Below are 17,554 nucleotides of genomic sequence, written 5' to 3' on the forward strand. Positions count from 1 at the left end.
AACTTTTAAAATATTTCTGTTTAAAGGTTTCTGGGCTTAACTAGCCGTTTGCGGAATGCCTTCTGACCCGATTGTAATAAATCTCGATATAGTCAAACAAGACAGCATTCGCTTCTTTTCGAGTGGCGAACATACTGCCATAGATTACATGCCCTTTTAATGTATGAAAGAAGCTTTCAGTCACTGCATTATCGTATGAATCAACAGTTGTACCGACTGATGCTTGTAAATTTGCTGCTTCTAAACGATTGGTATAGCGAATAGAAAGATATTGAACACCTCTATCGGAATGATGAATCACATTCTTTGGCATGCCTCGATCGTGCAATGCATTGCTCCAATGCATCGAGCACCATATCTGTATTCATCCGTGTAGATACTTTCCATCCAACAATTGCTCGTGAAAACACATCAATAACAAATGCGGTATAAATCCAGCCTGAATAAGTTTGAATATACGTAAAGTCACTGACCTGAGATACAGTCTTGGTAGTCAATGAGGTTTTGAGATTATTCGGCCAATAAATAATCTCTTTGATAGGCAGTCTGATGTTTTAAAACACCATAACTCAGATGTATAAGCTTGCACATTGCAGCACCTAAAGCACACATTTTATTTATACCCCGGCTTAATAATCGTTGATATAAAGCTTCAATGTGTGGATTATATTTAATCGCTGTTAATGCTGACATATACAATACTGTGCGTATTTTACTGTCACCTGCTTTTGATAAGTGACTTTGCTTGTTGACTGAACTGCCAGACAACTTATGTACTGGAACCAAACCTACATATGCAGCAGCTTGACTTGCTTTTCAAATAGATACCAGTCCATATAGTCATTGTTCGATTGGCTATTCGTTTTCCTTGGTATATTCGCTTTAGTCCTTGTTTTCCTGATCTGTTCACGCAGTGATTCTGAATCATAGCCTTTATCTGCGCATACCACTTTTGTCTCTTTTAAATCTAATGTTGATATTAAATCATGTGCAACTTTAACATCATGTGTGGTTCCATCGGTAATCATGAAATCAATAGGATTGCCATGTGCATCAACAATCAAATGTATTTTTGAGGAGTTTCCTCCTACACTTTTAGAAATAGATTGATTCGCTATGCCGGCAGAATGTTGATGAGCACGTACATGAGAGCCATCAATAAAAATCCACTCCATATCGGGGCATGAGGCTAGTAATTTGAATAATCTAAGTAACTTACCGCTGCTTGACCAACGATTAAAACGTTTGAAAATAGAGTTTGAATGACCAAAACAAGAAGGAATATCTCGCCACGGACAGCCTGTTCTAATTCTATAGAGAATAGCTTCAATAAAATTGCGTAAATTTGAGTTGTGGTGAATAGATAAATTACGCAGAATAACTTTCAACTTTTGCCAGTGTTGATCTGTCAGCATGGTACGAGGCATAGCGAATAGTAAAATTGGGTTTGGTGATTTGATTTTACTACTTCGCTATTTTTTTAAGCTAAAAGTGTCAATACCCCCTAATAAATGCTTTTAGAAATAGCTTATTCTTTCATTCCTGCCGGATTTAAATGCGCTAGTCCATGAGTGGCATCAATACAAACCCATTCTGAATCTACATCATGAGGTAATAATTTAAAGACTTAGACCATTGTTAGTGCATTAGCATTGTTCGAGGCATAGCGAGAAGTGAATTTTGTTTGGCAATTGAATTTTACTTTCTCAGTGTTTTTTTAAACAGCAAATATCAATAGATTCTAAGTTTTACAAATGTATTTTATAGAAATTGTTTTTAAAAAGGTTAATTTTATTACTAGGTCTCACCAAGATTATACTTTCAGACATATTTTAAAGAAAAGAAGTGTAGCAACTTGCTACACTTCTTGATTTTTTTCCACCAACTCTTTCAACAGGGTTTCTAATTTTTCTAAGCTAGCATCATCAAAATGAGAAATTTTTAAAGAAACCTTTAATAACTTATCATTAAATTTAATATTCCCAGCAACTTTCCCAGCATATTCAATTTTTTTTACAAGGGATGTTGATGGAGAATCGTTATTATCTTGAACTAGATATTTTGTAGCTTGTGCCACAGCCTTAGTTTGCTCAAGTTGGCCATTCTTTACTTTTGTCCAAACAGTTAACAAGGCTTTTTCAGCATGTTGTTTTATTTCTTCGTGATCTGCAAGAAATTTTTTAAAAGCTGTTGCCGCAGTTCGACCTAATAATTGTGGCTCATTTACTAAATCATTCAAGATAGCTTTAGGCAACTTCTCAAAAGATAGATATTTATACATGTCTTCGCGATTTAAGCCTAAAGACTTCGCTAAACGTTGTTTATTTTTCTTTAAATTTTCATCCAAGCCTACTAGACCAATATAGATTTCGAAGTCTGATAAATCCTGGCGTTTTAAATTTTCAGCTAGCGTAAGTAGTGAAGCTTCTTCATCATTCGCATCAATGATAATGGCCTCAATGGTTGATTTTTTTAGAATTTCATGCGCACGTAATCGACGTTCACCTGCAATCAACTCAAATTTTAAATTTTCAAGTTTACGAACAGTGATGGGTTGCAACAAACCAACTTCATCTATTGATTCAGCGAGTTCTTTAATTTCCTGCTCATCAAATTTTCTACGCGGTTGATAAGGACTACGTGAAATGTCTTCAATAGGGACATTTCGTCTAAATTCCTTTAATTCCTTAATATTATCTTTTTGAGCTAATTGATGCTTTTGAGTATTTTGTTTCAGCTTTTGAGCTAAAAGTTCTTTTGCAGTTGCCATAAAATTCTCAATCAGTTAACTTTAGCCAAAACTTCTTTAGCTAAACTTTCAAAAGCCTTTCGAACCTTTCCACTTTTGTCTAGCTTAAGTAAAGACTGCTGCATAATCGCTGCTTGATTTACTTTTGTACTTTGTGGAATAGTCGTTTCCATAATATAGCCAACTTGCTTAAATGCTTCATCACGAATGAGTTTACAAACATTTTGTCTCTCATCGTGCTTAATAAGTAATGCACCTAATAATTGTAGTTCCGGATTGATTCGCTTTATTTTTTCCAAATGATTAAGTAAGTCTGTAACACCATATAGACCATATTGTGAGCCAGATTCAATCGGTATGATTACATGTGTTGAAGATGCTAAAGCATTACTAGTTAATAGTTTTAAACTTGGAGGGCAGTCAATTAAAATAAAATCATAAAGATCTTTTAATAGTTCTAATTTTATAGTGAGTTCTTCTGATGGTCTTGGCGCATCTTCTTTTAATTGGTCCTCAGTTTTTCCTAAATTGAGAGAACCATAAATTAGTGAAACATTATCAAAATTAGTATCTTCTTCTAAAGCGTCGGTAAGTAATGAGACATCACCTACTAATAACTCAGCGGTTGTTACTCCAACTTCACTTGGATGTTTTAAACCAATATGCAAGCTAGCATTTGCTTGAGGATCTAAATCAATCACAAGCACTTTATTTCCTAAGTTTGCTAGCTCAGAGGCTAAATGAACAACTGTTGTTGTTTTACCACAACCACCCTTGTGATTCGCAACAGCAATAATTTTTGCAGACATACTTGTCAAATCATTCTATATTTACAATTACTATTAATATAAATAACTTTGGGCTAAGTTACTACACCTTTTAAATTTAAAACAGTCATTTGTATAACGCTAAAGCAATTTTAATTTTAAAGTTTTATATAGCTAGCTTAATTAATAATTAATAGTAATTAATAATTAAGTTAATTAATAATTAAGTTAATATTTTTCATTTAAAAACAATAATATATAAACTTTAAGGTGGAGGGTTTGTCATCTTAAAGTGGAAGAGTTGTCTTCTATAAGTGGAAAGAAGATCACTTAAAAGTGGAATGCCTGTCACTGTAAAGTGGAGTAAATGTCACTTAAAAGTGGAGTATTTGTCACTATGGTGGAATGTTTTTCACTGTTAATTATAAAATATATGTATTATCATTTAAAATATAAATAAAACAATTATTTATGATGTTGATAACTTATTGATTTTTTGTGGAAGAGTGGAAACAAAATCACTTACAAAAATATTATTGTGGATAAAATTGCAATGCTTTTTTTACTAGACCACTTTTTTATATATTCATTGATCTAAGAGTGGAAAGAATTTCACGCACTCACCCTAGAATGCAGATATTTTGTTCTTATAACTAAACTCAATATTTTTTTTCAGTGATCCGCGTTTTTTAAAGGTGGAAAACTTGTCATATCGAAATAAGTTAATTGATTATTTAAAATCCATTATGGGTGTTTATTCATCAATCCGTATTTCTATAAAGAATCAAAAACATCTAAAAGTGGAGTATTTGTCATCTTAAGGTGGAATTTAAAAAATAGGTTTCCACTCTAATTAATTTTTACCTAAATCTGGTGACAAGTATTCCACCTTAGGTTTTTTAGGTGAAAGTGTTGAATCTTTTTCCACTTTTTTATATAACATGCATAATCAACTTAAGTACACTTAAAATAGTTAATACTCTTTATGTCAGAACTAAGCCATAACAAAGAAGAGCTGGATTCAATCCCGTACTGCATAGGTAATATTCGTCACAATGGGGTTGTAAGTACTAGCAATCGTTTAATACGACCTATTGAATTGTCAGCGAATGAATATAAAGCACTTTTATATGCGATGGCTGTTGCCAATTACGGAGAGAAGAATCATATCGATAAAGAGATTAGTGAACAAACATACATCTATCTGTATAAAGATGATTTAGCTGAATTACTGGGATTAAGTAAGCGAAATTCAATTAATGTAGCCATTGATCGAATTTACAAAGAACTTTCATCCCGTGTGGCGCACTTTGTAATTGAAGAACCTGTAGATGATATAAAGAAAAAAACAAAAAGAGTTCACTCGGTTGTCCCTATTATCCGTGAGTTAAGATGGGAAGATGATTCAAAGAATGCACTTCAAATCAGATTTACCAGTGAAGTATTACCTTACTTTACTCAATTAGCTGGTGGTAATTTTACGACATACCAACTAAAACATTTATTTGCTCTAGATTCAGTTGCAAGTATGAGTCTTTATACCTATTTCATAAAAAACGAATTCAAATTTAAGACCCAAGAAATCTACGAAGTCCCATTATTATTAGAGAATCTCAAAGCTCTAATTGATATAAATGAAACTAAATATGACCGTTGGGTCGATTTTCGACGTTATGTATTAGATAAAATTGTAGCTGAAATTAATGAAAACACCGATCTACAGTTAGAATATGAAACAATTAAAAAAGGACGCCCTATTGTAGGCGTAAAATTTAAACTACATCATCGTGGTTTTGAGAAGCCTATAATTGAAAATAAAAAGGCCGAAAAATTAAAGATCTACTTAGATGTTCCATTTGAAGATAATGCTGAGGTAAAAGATCTAGGTGCAAAATTCGATACCACTGTACGTTCATGGTATATTTTTAATGATGATGCAAATTATTTACAGCTTGAAAAGTGGTTTAAGACCGTAGGTTGCCTCACAGACTCTCAAGCAAACGTTGTTATCAATGATTCATTATTTCAAATGGATTTTGCTGAAGTTGGAATGAGCTTAAGTGACTTTAAGAGAAAAATGAAAAATAAATTGAAAACTGATAGTAAATTTGTGGAAGACATCAAGGATCGTCTAAATGAAATTTTCGGAAAGGATATTATTTAGGAGTGTAGCAACTTGCTACACTTTTATCGGCTATTCTTAGTTCATGAAACCACTTATAACTTTAATTAGTAAAACAGTTATATTTGACCTTCATTCCAACTTCATATTATTCAGTTTTAATTACTTAAAGCATATATTTCATTGAGTTTATGACATGTTGATCTAATTCATAAATGATCTGTAGGTTAAGGTGATAAGAGTATTTTTTGAGATAAATATTGAAATTGGATAAAATGAATCTTAGATTCTCAAATGAAGTGCAACAGAGATTAAATTATTGGAAAGAAGCAAGATAAGCTAGCCTTTTGCTTCCGACCGACCAAAGTCAAAGTTGTATCATGGACTATACTCATCTTACCCAAGAAGAAAGATATCAGATTTCTACATTGTTACGTGAAGGATTTTCTAAACGTTACATTGCTTGGAAACTCAATCGTTCACCTTCAACTATTTCTAGAGAAATTAATCGTAATCGAGCGAGAAACGGTTACTTCGCTAAACATGCTAATCAAATCGCTTTAAGACGCCATTGCTCCAATCCGAAAAGAATCCCTGATGAAATATGGTCACATGTCATCTTTTATCTTGAACTTCGATGGAGTCCTGAACAAATTGCTTCTCTTGTTTCAGTCAGCCTGCATTCAATTTATCGTTTAATACGACAGGATAAAAATAAGGACGGTACTCTCTTTCATCATCTATGTTTTAGAAATCAAAGAAAGAGGAAATACGGCTCTCCTGAAACTCGTGGTCAGCTGGCTAATCGTAAAAGTATTCATGATAGACCGATTGAGATTGAACAGCGTCATCGTTTTGGTGATCTAGAGATAGATACGATTGTGGGTAAGAATCAACAGCAATCATTGGTCACGATTGTAGATCGCAAGACAGGTTATTTGTGGTTGAAGAAGTGTAGGTCACGCAAAGCAGAGGAAGTTTGCCAAACAACAATCAGTATACTTGAGCCGATCAAAGATCAGCTCAAAACGATTACCGCAGATAATGGTAAGGAGTTCAGTCTGCATGAATATGCAGCTCAAGCATTAGAAATAGATTGGTATTTCGCAGATCCTTATAGTGCTTCGCAGCGAGGCACAAATGAAAATACCAATGGCTTAGTCAGACAATACATTAGAAAAGGAAGTGACTTAAATCAGTATACAGATGAATACCTCTCAAAAATCACTGACCGTATCAATCATCGTCCAAGAAAAAGACTCGGCTTTAGAAGTTCGAGTCAGGTATTATGGCAACAGCATGGTGTTGCACTTCAAATGCTAATCTAAGAATTTTATCATCGATATAATTGGATATTAAATTTAAGATTAAAAAATGGCGATCTAGTAGTTAATATTTTGAAGGAATTCTATGTAAATCACCATTATTCTAAATAATTAAGTTATTCATAGACTAAAATCTCATTTTTATTTGCAAAAAAATATTTATAGATACGGCTTTCCCTTGATATATTCTGCTATGGGTATTGGTATGCATAGCAGAATGACCGTGTCTTAGTACAATGTTCAATAGTCTAAATATGTTAATCTTTAGTCAGGAAAAAATATTCTTTTCATAAAGTCGTGTTGCAAGATAATATTTTATATTTAATCCGCGGAAGATGAAGTTTCCGGTATATCAATTTAAATGACATTCCTAAGTTCCCTCGCTGTCTCTTGAAGAAGTGGTAATATTTGTTGAATTAAATATTCTTTAGTTGACCTAGCAGTGGGAGAAACAATATTTAATGCCGCAACAATATTTCCTTTAGGTCCATATATTGGAACAGCCAGTGCATGAACACCTAGTTCATGTTCCTCACTTGAGTAGCACCAATCTTGTTCTCTAACTTCTTCTAGTAAAGTTAAAAATGAAGTGTTATCTGTGATGCTATATTTAGTTAAATGCTTTAAAGGATATTTTTCGAGCCACTTGATTTGTTCTGCAACGTCTAAATGGGCAAGTAGTATTTTACCCGCGGATGTTGCGTGTGCTGGTAGACGATTTCCTAGGTGTAAACCATACGGATTGACCCGATCTGTTTGTTGATGTGATGCACTTCGTGCAATGGTGATTGCTTCAAATCCATCCAGTACCATGACTGAAAATATAAGTGATGTTTGTGTGGTTAATAGATTCAATAATGGCTGACAAATTTTAGGTAATTGTGAACCACTTAAATAAGCACCTGAAAACTTTAAAACTTTGGGTGTCAAATAATAATAATGACCATCAAAATCTAAATATCCTAAATATTCAAGTGTTAATAAATGACGTCTCGTTGCGGCACGGGTTAAACCAGTTTTTTCAGCAGCCATGGTGACATTTAAGCGATGTCTTTCTGGACCAAAACATTCAAGTATAGCCATTCCTTTGCTAATTCCTGCGACAAAGTCTTCATGACGAATTTTTTTTTGGTTATCCATATTAATTAGGATTTTTTTTCCTTCGTTTAACATGCTCCAGTCCTTTAAGCCTTTGGTTCAATTCACTACTGAATGTAGTTTTAGCCTAATATAAAATATGTTTAATATAATTTAAAATTAGAATAAATGTTCGATGATCGAACATTGTATTTAATCATCGAACAAAACTCATTTTTTTAGCTAGAACAATAAGAAAAAAATAACAAAAATGAGGGAATAGGAATTCTAATGAAATTGCTCGGGATTGAGTAAGGCTCTTTTTCTGATTCAGTGTCGTTTTGAGTTTCGTTTCTAAGATGTATAGCTAGACGGAGTTGTCCCCCTAATGATCAATAAAAGTTCGGCTTCACTTACTGAAGCACTTTCACAAATTAAAGATGGGTCAACCATCATGATTGGCGGTTTTGGAACCGCAGGGCAACCCGCAGAATTGATTGATGGTTTAATCGAGCTTGGTATCAAAGACCTTGTCATTGTCAACAATAATGCAGGCAATGGCGACTATGGCTTAGCGAAACTTCTTAAATCAGGTGCTGTCCGTAAAATTATCTGTTCTTTTCCACGCCAATCAGACTCTTACATTTTTGACGAGCTATACCGTGCGGGAAAAGTTGAATTAGAACTGGTTCCTCAAGGCAACCTAGCGTGTCGCATTCAAGCAGCAGGTATGGGTTTAGGACCAATTTATACACCAACAGGTTTTGGTACTTTGCTTGCTGAAGGCAAACCGACTATGAGTTACGAAGGTAAAGATTACGTTTTAGAAAATCCAATTAAAGCAGATTTTGCTTTAATTAAAGCATCTCATGGTGACCGTTGGGGTAACTTGGTCTACCGCAAGTCTGCACGTAACTTTGGCCCGATTATGGCAATGGCAGCCGATGTGACAATTGCACAAGTTTCTGAAGTGGTAGAGCTTGGAGCTTTGGATCCTGAACACGTCATCACCCCAGGTATTTTTGTACAACACGTTGTACAAGTGCAACCTGCACAGTAATCGGATACGGAGAATTAAAAATGAGTTATACCAAATTAAGCCGTAATCAAATTGCTGAACGTGTTGCACAAGATATTCCTGATGGGGCTTATGTCAACTTAGGTATTGGACTACCCACCAAGATTTCAAGCTATTTACCAAGCGACAAAGATGTATTTTTACACTCTGAAAATGGTCTTTTAGCTTTCGGTCCGCCACCTGCTGAAGAAGACCGTGATCCCGAACTGATCAATGCGGGTAAAGAGTTTGTAACTTTACTCGATGGTGGTGCTTTCTTTCATCACGGTGATTCATTTGCCATGATGCGTGGTGGCCATTTAGATATTGCGGTGCTTGGGGCTTTTCAGGTGGCGGAAAATGGCGACTTAGCCAACTGGCATACCGGTGCACCAGATGCAATTCCTGCAGTGGGTGGTGCAATGGATTTGGCCGTAGGTGCAAAAAAAGTCTTTATCACTACCGACCATGTGACAAAAAAAGGTGAACCGAAGATTGTTGCTGAGCTTACTTATCCAGCGACAGGTTTGAAGTGCGTAGACCGCATTTACACCGACCTGTGTGTTATTGATGTGACACCTGAGGGTATGAAGGTAATTGAAAAAGTTGAAGGTTTAGGCTTTGCAGAATTGCAGGCAATGACAGGTGCAACTTTAGTGGATGCAACGCAATAGAATTTACGAATGCGATTTTCTTAAATCTCTCACTGCCTTTTTAAAAAAGGGAGTAACTACATTTAACGGATTGAAGAATTGAAAAGAATACTCCCAGAAAAAGTACCTTTTTATTACAGGTGGATTTAGGGGTTTCTAAGGACAAGATTGAAAATGAAAGATGCTTATATTATAGATGCTATCCGTACTCCATTTGGCCGTTATGCGGGTGGACTCGCCCCAGTGCGTGCTGATGACTTGGGTGCCGTGCCTATTCAAGCCTTAATGCAGCGTAACCCTAGTGTTGATTGGAAACAAGTCGATGATGTGATTTATGGTTGTGCCAACCAAGCCGGTGAAGACAACCGTAATGTCGGACGTATGTCGGCCTTGTTGGCAGGTTTACCGGTCGAAGTTCCAGCGACCACCATCAACCGTTTATGTGGTTCATCTTTGGATGCGATTGCGATGGCAGCCCGTGCGATTAAAGCCGGCGAAGCGGATTTAATCATTGCTGGTGGCGTCGAAAGTATGTCGCGTGCACCTTTTGTCATGGGCAAATCAGAAACTGCCTATGGCCGTAGTCAAAAGATTGAAGATACCACTATGGGCTGGCGTTTTATCAATCCAAAGCTCAAAGCGATGTATGGTGTAGACACCATGCCGCAAACCGCAGAAAACGTGGCACAACAATTTAATATTGATCGTGCAGATCAAGACCAGTTTGCCTTGACGAGTCAACAGCGCACCGCAACCGCGCAAGCTCAAGGCTTTTTTACACATGAGATCATCCCTGTGAGTATTGCACAGCGTAAGGGTGATCTAATTGTGATCGACACGGATGAACATCCACGTGCATCGACCACACTAGAAGGTTTGGCAAAACTGAAGCCAGTTGTGAAAGCAGAAGGCACCGTCACTGCGGGGAATGCATCAGGCATCAATGACGGTGCGGCTGCTGTACTGATTGCTTCAGAACAAGCGGTTGAGCGGTACCAACTTAAACCCCGTGCCAAGATCATTGCATCAACAGCAGTGGGTGTAGAACCACGCATTATGGGTTTTGCACCTGCACCTGCCATCAAAAAGTTACTGAAACAAGCCAATCTGACATTAGAGCAGATGGATGTGATTGAGTTGAATGAAGCCTTTGCAGCACAGGCACTGGCCGTTACACGTGATTTAGGTCTGGCAGATGACACCCCACAAGTAAATCCAAATGGCGGTGCGATTGCGATTGGTCATCCACTCGGTGCATCGGGCGCACGTTTGGTCACGACAGCTTTAAACCAGTTAGAACAAACGGGTGGGACGTATGCCCTGTGTTCGATGTGTATTGGTGTCGGCCAAGGCATTGCAATGATTATTCAGCGCGTTTAAAGCAGATTTAAGGATAGCGATCATGAGCCAGTTATATGCCAGCTTATTTTACCAAAACGAGGTGACTGAAATTTTCAGTGATCGCGCGTTGGTGTCATACATGATTGAGGCTGAAGTTGCCTTGGCACAAGCGCAGGCTCAGGTCGGTGTTATTCCAGAATCTGCGGCAACAGCAATTTCAAACATTGCAGCAACTGCAATTGATCAGATTGACTTTGATGCATTAGCGATTGCAACAGGTTTGGCGGGCAATATCGCGATTCCTTTTGTGAAGCAATTAACTGCGATTGTGAAAAAAAGTGATGAAGATGCTGCGCGTTATGTGCATTGGGGCGCAACCAGTCAAGACATTTTAGACACTGCCTGTATTTTGCAATGTCGTGCTGCAATGACGCATGTTGAAGCTTTAATTCACCAATGTTACCGCACTGCATTGACCGAAGCTGAACAGTATCGTGCACAAGTGATGATTGGGCGCACATGGTTGCAGCAAGGGTTGCCGATTACTTTGGGGCATAAATTCGCGCGTTGGGCCTCGGCATTTCATCGTGATTTAGCCCGTATTGAAGCCATGAAAGCACGTGTTTTTACTGCTCAATTAGGCGGTGCCGTTGGTTCATTGGCTTCATTGCAATCTCAAGGAACAGCGGTAGTTCATGCTTATTCCGTTCAGCTACAGCTTTCAGTCCCAAATTGTACTTGGCATGGCGAGCGCGACCGTATTGTCGAAGTGGCGAGTGTTCTAGCGATAGTGACAGGTAGTTTGGGCAAAATGGCGCGTGACTGGTCGTTGATGATGCAAACTGAAATTGCAGAAGTATTTGAGCCAGCAGCGAAAGGGCGTGGTGGGTCATCGACGATGCCACATAAGCGTAATCCTGTCGCTGCGGCATCCGTTTTGGCAGCAGCCAACCGTGTACCTGTGCTGATGTCGAGTTTGTACCAAAGCATGGTTCAGGAACATGAGCGTAGTCTAGGTGGATGGCATGCAGAATGGTTGGCATTGCCTGAAATTTTCCAACTGTGTGCAGGCGCTTTAGAGCGGACTTTAGACGTATTACAAGGCATGCAAGTTAATGCCGAGAACATGCAGCGTAATTTGGAATGTACCCAAGGGTTAATTATGGCGGAAGCGGTCATGATGGCTTTGGCACCGCATATGGGGCGCTTACAGGCACATTATATTGTTGAAGCAGCATGTAAATCAGCGGTTGAAAAAGGTGTTCACTTAAAAGAGGTCATGACTGAACTCGATCCAGTCAAAACCTATTTTAGTGCCGCTCAGATTTCAGAAATTTTTAAACCCGAGTCATATCTTGGCAATATTCAAGACCAGATTGATGCGGTTTTGCGGGAAGCAAAAGGAGAGGCAAAGTGAATATCACGATGACCAATCGTCAAGGCAAGACTTTATCTGTTGCAATCAGTGGGCAAGACCATGCACCTGTGATTGTATTTTCAAACTCATTGGGTACAGATAAAGGCATGTGGCAGCCGCAAGTTGCGGCATTTGAACAACAGTTCAAAGTGGTGACTTATGACACGCGTGGTCATGGGCAAAGTGATGTGATTGAGCAGACCACTGTACAAAACCTTGCAGAAGATGTGATTGATATTCTGAACGGTTTAAACATTGAAAAAGCGCATTTTTGCGGGATTTCAATGGGCGGCATGACGGCTTTGTGGCTTGGTATTCATCATGCAAATCGTTTTCATAGTATCACTGTGGCGAACTCAGCAGCCAAAATTTGGACTGAACAAGGTTGGAATGCTCGTGCAGACGCTGTAACAGCCAATGGCTTAGCAGACTTGGTCGCGACTACGCATACACGCTGGTTTAGTGAGCAGTTTGATTATCAACACGATGCTTTGGCGCAGCGCACCATTCAATCTTTAGCCACTACGCCAGCACTGGGCTATGCAGAATCTTGCCGAGCGCTCGCGCAAGCAGATCTATCTACTCAAATTCAACAGATTCAGATTCCTACTTTAGTGATTGCAGGCGCATTTGATCCAGTCACGACAGTGGCAGATGGCGTCTTTATGCAACAACAGATTCAAAAGAGTGAACTTGCGGTGATTGATGCATCGCATCTTTCCAATATTGAGCAATCTGAGCTGTTTACCCAAACCCTCAGTCAGTTCATTGGATCGATTCAATAGTTTAAGGATTTTAAAAGGACTTTCAGCCCAAGGAGGCAGGTATGGCGTCTCAGGAATACGCTACTCAAAAAACGAGTATAGACGCACAAGCACTGATTAATGATGCACCGATTAGCAAATATCAGTGGTTGATCGCAATTGTATGTTTTCTCATAGTTTTTGTTGACGGTATTGATACTGCGGCAATGGGTTTTATTGCTCCAGCCTTGGCACAAGACTGGGGAATAGACCGCTCGCAATTGGGTCCAGTCATGAGTGCGGCTTTAGGTGGCATGATCATTGGTGCTCTAGTGTCTGGTCCAACCGCTGACCGCTTTGGGCGAAAGATTGTTTTAAGTGTTTCGATGCTGATTTTCGGTGGCTTTACTTTGGCATCGGCATATGCAGCTGACTTAAATACCTTGGTGGTCCTGCGCTTTTTAACCGGTATTGGCTTGGGTGCTGCGATGCCGAATGCAACCACACTATTTTCTGAATATTGCCCACAGCGATCACGCTCGTTACTAGTGACTTGTATGTTCTGTGGATACAACTTGGGTATGGCGACAGGCGGTTTCATTAGTAGTTGGTTGATCCCAACCTTTGGTTGGCACAGCTTATTTTTACTGGGCGGCTGGTCGCCACTGATCTTGATGATCTTGGTAATTTTCTTCCTGCCAGAATCCTATCGTTTCTTGATTGTGAAAGGTCGTGACAGCGAAAAAGTCCGCAAAATTCTAACGCGTATTGCACCGACGCAAGTACAGGGTGTTACTGAGTTTCATGTACCTGAAGAAAAAACTGAAGGTGCAGAGAAGAAAGGTGTGTTTAGCATGCTGTTCTCTCAGAAATATGTCAAAGGTACGGTTTTATTGTGGCTGACCTATTTCATGGGTTTGGTAATGATTTATCTACTCACCAGTTGGTTACCAACCTTGATGCGTGAAACTGGCGCAACCATGGAACGCGCTGCATTTATTGGTGGCTTATTCCAGTTTGGCGGTGTCCTCAGTGCTTTATTTATTGGCTGGGCAATGGACCGTTTCAACCCAAACCGTATTATTGCAGGCTTCTACTTTGTTGCTGGGATATTTGCCTTTGCTGTTGGTCAGAGCTTAGCAAATCCAACCTTACTTGCCATTTTAGTGCTTTGTGCGGGTGTTGCGATTAATGGTGCACAGTCGGCTATGCCAGCACTCAGCGCTCGTTTTTACCCGACGCAATGCCGTGCAACAGGTGTGGCGTGGATGTCTGGGATTGGTCGTTTCGGTGCGGTATTTGGTGCTTGGATCGGCGCAGTTTTACTGGGCAATGACTGGTCGTTTACTGCCATTTTAAGTCTGCTGTTAATTCCAGCAACAGCAGCAACAGTCGCTATTTTTGTTAAATCATTGGTCGCACATACCGATGCGACTTAATTGAGGTTTCTCCCATGAATGATGAACAACGTTATGAACAAGGAATCACTGTACGCACAGAAGTGCTGGGTGAAAAGCATGTCGGTCGTTCACTTGAGAACTTGAATGATTTCAATGCCGACTTCCAAAACTTTATTAGCCGTTTTGCGTGGGGCGAAGTCTGGTCTAGACCAGGCATGCCGCGCCATACCCGTAGCTTAGTCACCATTGCCGTTTTATTAGCATTGGGCCGTGAAGATGAATTGCGTATGCATTTACGTGCTTGTTTTAACAATGGTGTGACCAAGGACGACTTAAAAGAGTTAATTTTGCACTGTTCACTGTATGCCGGTTTACCTGCAGCCAATGCAGCCATGCACATGGCAGAAGAAGTTTTTGCAGATTTGGGTATTGCCCCGCAAAAGCTGAGTGAACACAACTTAGCCAAGAACAAATGAATCAAGAGTAATGGAACAAGATTAAGAGGGACGTCAGATGTCGCAACTTATTTTAGGTGCTTATGCACAACGTAATACCGAAGATCACCCGCCAGCATATGCACCCGGCTATAAAACCAGTGTATTACGCTCGCCAAAAAATGCATTGATTTCAATTGCTGAAACCTTAACTGAAGTGACTTCACCACAGTTTAGTGCCGAACAGTTTGGACCTAAAGATAACGATTTAATTTTGAACTATGCCAAAGAAGGTTTGCCGATTGGTGAGCGTATTATTGTGCATGGTTATGTCCGTGATCAGTTTGGGCGCCCAGTTAAAAATGCATTGCTCGAAGTGTGGCAAGCCAATGCTTCAGGTCGTTATCGTCATCCAAATGACCAATTTATTGGTGCAATGGACCCGAACTTTGGCGGCTGTGGTCGTATGATGACTGATGCCAATGGTTATTTTGTATTCCGTACCATTAAACCGGGTCCATATCCTTGGCGTAACCGTATTAACGAATGGCGTCCTGCACATATCCATTTCTCTTTACTAGCCGATGGTTGGGCGCAGCGTCTTATTTCGCAGTTCTACTTTGAAGGCGATACGCTGATTGATTCGTGTCCAATTATTAAAACCATTCCTTCGGAAGAACAACGTCGTGCATTGATTGCTTTAGAAGACAAGAGCAACTTCATTGAAGCAGATAGCCGTTGTTATCGTTTTGACATCACTTTACGTGGTCGTCGTGCGACTTATTTCGAAAATGATTTGACTTAATTCAGGGAGAACAACATGAACCATTGGAACTTTCAAGAATTGCATGAAACGCCATCTCAAACAGGTGGACCATACGTACACATTGGTTTGTTGCCCCAACAGGCCAACATTGAAGTCTTTGAAAATAACTTTAACAACCAGCTAGTTAAAGAAAATACTTTAGGCGAACGTATTCGCTTAGAAGGTCAAGTGTTTGACGGCTTAGGTTTACCGTTACGTGATGTATTGATTGAAATCTGGCAGGCGGATGCCAACGGTGTGTATCCAAGTGCAGCCGATATTCAATGCAAAGCAGTTGATCCAAACTTCTTCGGTTGGGGACGTACAGGGGCAGACTTTGAAACTGGTTTTTGGAGTTTCAATACCATTAAACCGGGTGCTGTTCCGGGACGTAAAGGCACAACTCAGGCACCGCATATTGCACTGATCATCTTTGCTCGCGGGATTAACATTGGCTTGAATACCCGTGTGTATTTTGAAGATGAAGCGGAAGCGAATGCACAAGATCCTGTACTGAAAGGCATTGAATGGGCACCACGTCGTCAGACCTTAATTGCTAAGCGCGAAGAACGTGATGGTGAAGTGGTTTATCGTTTCGATATTCGTATACAAGGCGAAGATGAAACGGTGTTTTTAGATATCTAAACTACCGAAGGCTTGGTGCAGGACATCTTGCACGAGTCGAATAGATAGAAGTTTATACGTGGTGATTGCATGTCCCATTGCATGAATCCCACGTATGTTTGCGGATGATGATAAAAGTCAGACAATAGTTTGAAAATACAAGGAAATGTAATGATGACAATTAAAAAATTAGCAATGCAACTCTGCTTAAGCAGTGCTGTTATCGCCGCAATGCCATCTGCATTTGCAGCTGAATCGGCTCAATCTCATGCACAACACTATATGGTCAAAAACGTCAATATTGGTGACTTACCTGTCAAAACTATTGTGCCGATTACCGCAAAGACAGCAGAGCAAGCCATGGCCCAAGCGCAAGTGATTGCCAGCAATCCTGATGTCGATTTGGCTGAGTTTCGTATCGACTTATTGGAATTTTCTGCGGACACTAAAAAAGTGATAGCACTGGGTCAGCAGCTGAATCAAATTTTAAAAGACAAACCGTTGATCGCGACCATTCGTACTCATAACGAAGGTGGAAAAATGACGGTGTCTGACCAAGACTATGAAAAGATTTATCGTGAATACCTGAAAAAGCCATTTATGCAATTGCTGGATATCGAAATGTTCCGCGATGCTGGCAGTGTAGCGAAATTAACCCAATTGGCACATGAAAAGAACGTGTTGGTGATCATGTCGAATCATGATTTTGCAAAAACACCTAAGCAACAAGACATTGAAAACCGTCTGCTAAAACAAGATCAGATGGGTGCCGACATTTTGAAAATTGCGGTAATGCCAAAGTCAAAACAAGATGTCTTTACCCTCATGAATGCCACCTTGGCCGTCAGCCAAAAAAGTCAAAAACCACTATTGACTATGTCGATGGGACAGTTAGGCACCATTTCACGTGTGGCGACTGCCAACATGGGCGGCAGCCTAAGTTTTGGCATGATTGGTGAAGCTTCTGCACCGGGTCAAATTGATGTGACTCAACTCAAACATTTGCTGAAAACTGTACAACCAACCCCTTAATGCACTGC

At 39.4% G+C, this 17,554-nt stretch carries 15 protein-coding genes and 3 pseudogenes; 12 read left to right on the plus strand and 6 right to left on the minus strand.

The features are described 5' to 3' along the window. Nucleotides 1-43 precede the first annotated feature (43 nt). From D9K81_RS12615 to D9K81_RS12635, 5 genes and pseudogenes are all read right to left on the minus strand, one after another. A pseudogene (locus D9K81_RS12615) lies at nucleotides 44-473 on the minus strand (IS3 family transposase); the annotation flags it as partial. A 37-nt stretch (nucleotides 474-510) separates the two neighbouring features. Then, nucleotides 511-816, minus strand: a pseudogene (locus D9K81_RS12620) (transposase); the annotation flags it as partial. Then, a pseudogene (locus tag D9K81_RS12625) lies at nucleotides 816-1,427 on the minus strand (IS5 family transposase); the annotation flags it as partial. The pseudogenes D9K81_RS12625 and D9K81_RS12620, both read right to left, overlap by 1 nt. A gap of 431 nt (nucleotides 1,428-1,858) precedes the next feature. Continuing rightward, entirely contained in the window at nucleotides 1,859-2,770 is a 912-nt protein-coding gene (locus D9K81_RS12630) for a ParB/RepB/Spo0J family partition protein (RefSeq protein ID WP_121523350.1), read from the minus strand. A gap of 11 nt (nucleotides 2,771-2,781) precedes the next feature. After that, a complete protein-coding gene (locus D9K81_RS12635; RefSeq protein ID WP_121523352.1) occupies nucleotides 2,782-3,558 on the minus strand; it encodes a ParA family protein in 777 nt (258 codons plus the stop codon). Between the two features lie 943 nt (nucleotides 3,559-4,501). On the opposite strand from D9K81_RS12635, the gene D9K81_RS12640 reads away from it, so the two are divergent. Together D9K81_RS12640 and D9K81_RS12645 are read left to right on the plus strand one after the other, a co-directional pair. Further along, nucleotides 4,502-5,680, plus strand: coding sequence for a replication initiation protein (locus D9K81_RS12640; protein WP_121523354.1), 1,179 nt, complete (start codon nucleotides 4,502-4,504; stop codon nucleotides 5,678-5,680). Nucleotides 5,681-6,018: 338 nt separating this feature from the next. After that, entirely contained in the window at nucleotides 6,019-6,966 is a 948-nt protein-coding gene (locus tag D9K81_RS12645) for an IS30 family transposase (RefSeq protein WP_121523356.1), read from the plus strand. Between the two features lie 354 nt (nucleotides 6,967-7,320). Here the strand turns inward: D9K81_RS12645 and pcaU are convergent, their stop codons facing one another. Continuing rightward, the gene (gene pcaU / locus D9K81_RS12650) at nucleotides 7,321-8,136 is read right to left on the minus strand and encodes an IclR family transcriptional regulator PcaU (RefSeq protein WP_121523358.1); all 816 of its coding nucleotides are present in this window, start codon (nucleotides 8,134-8,136) and stop codon (nucleotides 7,321-7,323) included. 292 nt (nucleotides 8,137-8,428) lie between these two features. Here pcaU and D9K81_RS12655 point away from each other — a divergent pair, with 292 nt between their 5' ends. The 10 genes from D9K81_RS12655 to aroD all read left to right on the plus strand — a co-directional run bounded on the left by D9K81_RS12655 (nucleotide 8,429) and on the right by aroD (nucleotide 17,546). Then, nucleotides 8,429-9,100, plus strand: a complete 672-nt coding sequence (locus D9K81_RS12655; RefSeq protein ID WP_121523360.1) for a 3-oxoacid CoA-transferase subunit A — start codon at nucleotides 8,429-8,431, stop codon at nucleotides 9,098-9,100. Nucleotides 9,101-9,120: 20 nt separating this feature from the next. Continuing rightward, nucleotides 9,121-9,771, plus strand: coding sequence for a 3-oxoacid CoA-transferase subunit B (locus D9K81_RS12660; RefSeq protein ID WP_121523362.1), 651 nt, complete (start codon nucleotides 9,121-9,123; stop codon nucleotides 9,769-9,771). Nucleotides 9,772-9,924: 153 nt separating this feature from the next. Continuing rightward, entirely contained in the window at nucleotides 9,925-11,130 is a 1,206-nt protein-coding gene (gene pcaF / locus D9K81_RS12665) for a 3-oxoadipyl-CoA thiolase (protein WP_121523364.1), read from the plus strand. Between the two features lie 22 nt (nucleotides 11,131-11,152). Further along, nucleotides 11,153-12,508: a 3-carboxy-cis,cis-muconate cycloisomerase gene (gene pcaB / locus D9K81_RS12670; protein ID WP_121523366.1), complete on the plus strand. Its 1,356-nt coding sequence runs from the start codon at nucleotides 11,153-11,155 to the stop codon at nucleotides 12,506-12,508. After that, nucleotides 12,505-13,293, plus strand: coding sequence for a 3-oxoadipate enol-lactonase (gene pcaD / locus D9K81_RS12675; protein ID WP_121523368.1), 789 nt, complete (start codon nucleotides 12,505-12,507; stop codon nucleotides 13,291-13,293). The genes pcaB and pcaD overlap by 4 nt, the downstream gene beginning before the upstream one ends. 41 nt (nucleotides 13,294-13,334) lie before the next feature. After that, complete coding sequence (locus tag D9K81_RS12680; RefSeq protein WP_121523370.1) at nucleotides 13,335-14,690, plus strand: MFS transporter; 1,356 nt, start codon at nucleotides 13,335-13,337, stop codon at nucleotides 14,688-14,690. Nucleotides 14,691-14,704: 14 nt separating this feature from the next. Then, the gene (gene pcaC, locus D9K81_RS12685) at nucleotides 14,705-15,127 is read left to right on the plus strand and encodes a 4-carboxymuconolactone decarboxylase (protein ID WP_121523372.1); all 423 of its coding nucleotides are present in this window, start codon (nucleotides 14,705-14,707) and stop codon (nucleotides 15,125-15,127) included. 37 nt (nucleotides 15,128-15,164) lie between these two features. Further along, nucleotides 15,165-15,890 (plus strand): protocatechuate 3,4-dioxygenase subunit beta, encoded by a 726-nt coding sequence (gene pcaH, locus D9K81_RS12690; protein WP_004981392.1) that lies wholly within the window; start codon nucleotides 15,165-15,167, stop codon nucleotides 15,888-15,890. A gap of 15 nt (nucleotides 15,891-15,905) precedes the next feature. Further along, a complete protein-coding gene (gene pcaG, locus D9K81_RS12695) occupies nucleotides 15,906-16,535 on the plus strand; it encodes a protocatechuate 3,4-dioxygenase subunit alpha (protein WP_121523374.1) in 630 nt (209 codons plus the stop codon). 150 nt (nucleotides 16,536-16,685) lie between these two features. Beyond that, nucleotides 16,686-17,546, plus strand: a complete 861-nt coding sequence (aroD, locus tag D9K81_RS12700) for a type I 3-dehydroquinate dehydratase (RefSeq protein ID WP_121523376.1) — start codon at nucleotides 16,686-16,688, stop codon at nucleotides 17,544-17,546. Nucleotides 17,547-17,554: the final 8 nt, after the last annotated feature.

This window comes from Acinetobacter chengduensis (genome assembly GCF_003664645.1).
Classification (GTDB): Bacteria; Pseudomonadota; Gammaproteobacteria; order Pseudomonadales; family Moraxellaceae; genus Acinetobacter; species Acinetobacter chengduensis.

Excerpts from the sequence above, each read along its gene's own strand:
- D9K81_RS12645 (WP_121523356.1), top strand. The coding sequence starts at position 6,019 with ATGGACTATACTCATCTTACCCAAGAAGAAAGATATCAGATTTCTACA.
- D9K81_RS12655 (WP_121523360.1), top strand. The coding sequence starts at position 8,429 with ATGATCAATAAAAGTTCGGCTTCACTTACTGAAGCACTTTCACAAATT.
- D9K81_RS12635 (WP_121523352.1), bottom strand. The coding sequence starts at position 3,558 with ATGTCTGCAAAAATTATTGCTGTTGCGAATCACAAGGGTGGTTGTGGT.
- pcaF (WP_121523364.1), top strand. The coding sequence starts at position 9,925 with ATGAAAGATGCTTATATTATAGATGCTATCCGTACTCCATTTGGCCGT.
- pcaC (WP_121523372.1), top strand. The coding sequence starts at position 14,705 with ATGAATGATGAACAACGTTATGAACAAGGAATCACTGTACGCACAGAA.
- D9K81_RS12640 (WP_121523354.1), top strand. The coding sequence starts at position 4,502 with ATGTCAGAACTAAGCCATAACAAAGAAGAGCTGGATTCAATCCCGTAC.
- D9K81_RS12660 (WP_121523362.1), top strand. The coding sequence starts at position 9,121 with ATGAGTTATACCAAATTAAGCCGTAATCAAATTGCTGAACGTGTTGCA.
- aroD (WP_121523376.1), top strand. The coding sequence starts at position 16,686 with ATGATGACAATTAAAAAATTAGCAATGCAACTCTGCTTAAGCAGTGCT.
- pcaG (WP_121523374.1), top strand. The coding sequence starts at position 15,906 with ATGAACCATTGGAACTTTCAAGAATTGCATGAAACGCCATCTCAAACA.
- D9K81_RS12680 (WP_121523370.1), top strand. The coding sequence starts at position 13,335 with ATGGCGTCTCAGGAATACGCTACTCAAAAAACGAGTATAGACGCACAA.
- pcaH (WP_004981392.1), top strand. The coding sequence starts at position 15,165 with ATGTCGCAACTTATTTTAGGTGCTTATGCACAACGTAATACCGAAGAT.
- D9K81_RS12630 (WP_121523350.1), bottom strand. The coding sequence starts at position 2,770 with ATGGCAACTGCAAAAGAACTTTTAGCTCAAAAGCTGAAACAAAATACT.
- pcaU (WP_121523358.1), bottom strand. The coding sequence starts at position 8,136 with ATGTTAAACGAAGGAAAAAAAATCCTAATTAATATGGATAACCAAAAA.
- pcaB (WP_121523366.1), top strand. The coding sequence starts at position 11,153 with ATGAGCCAGTTATATGCCAGCTTATTTTACCAAAACGAGGTGACTGAA.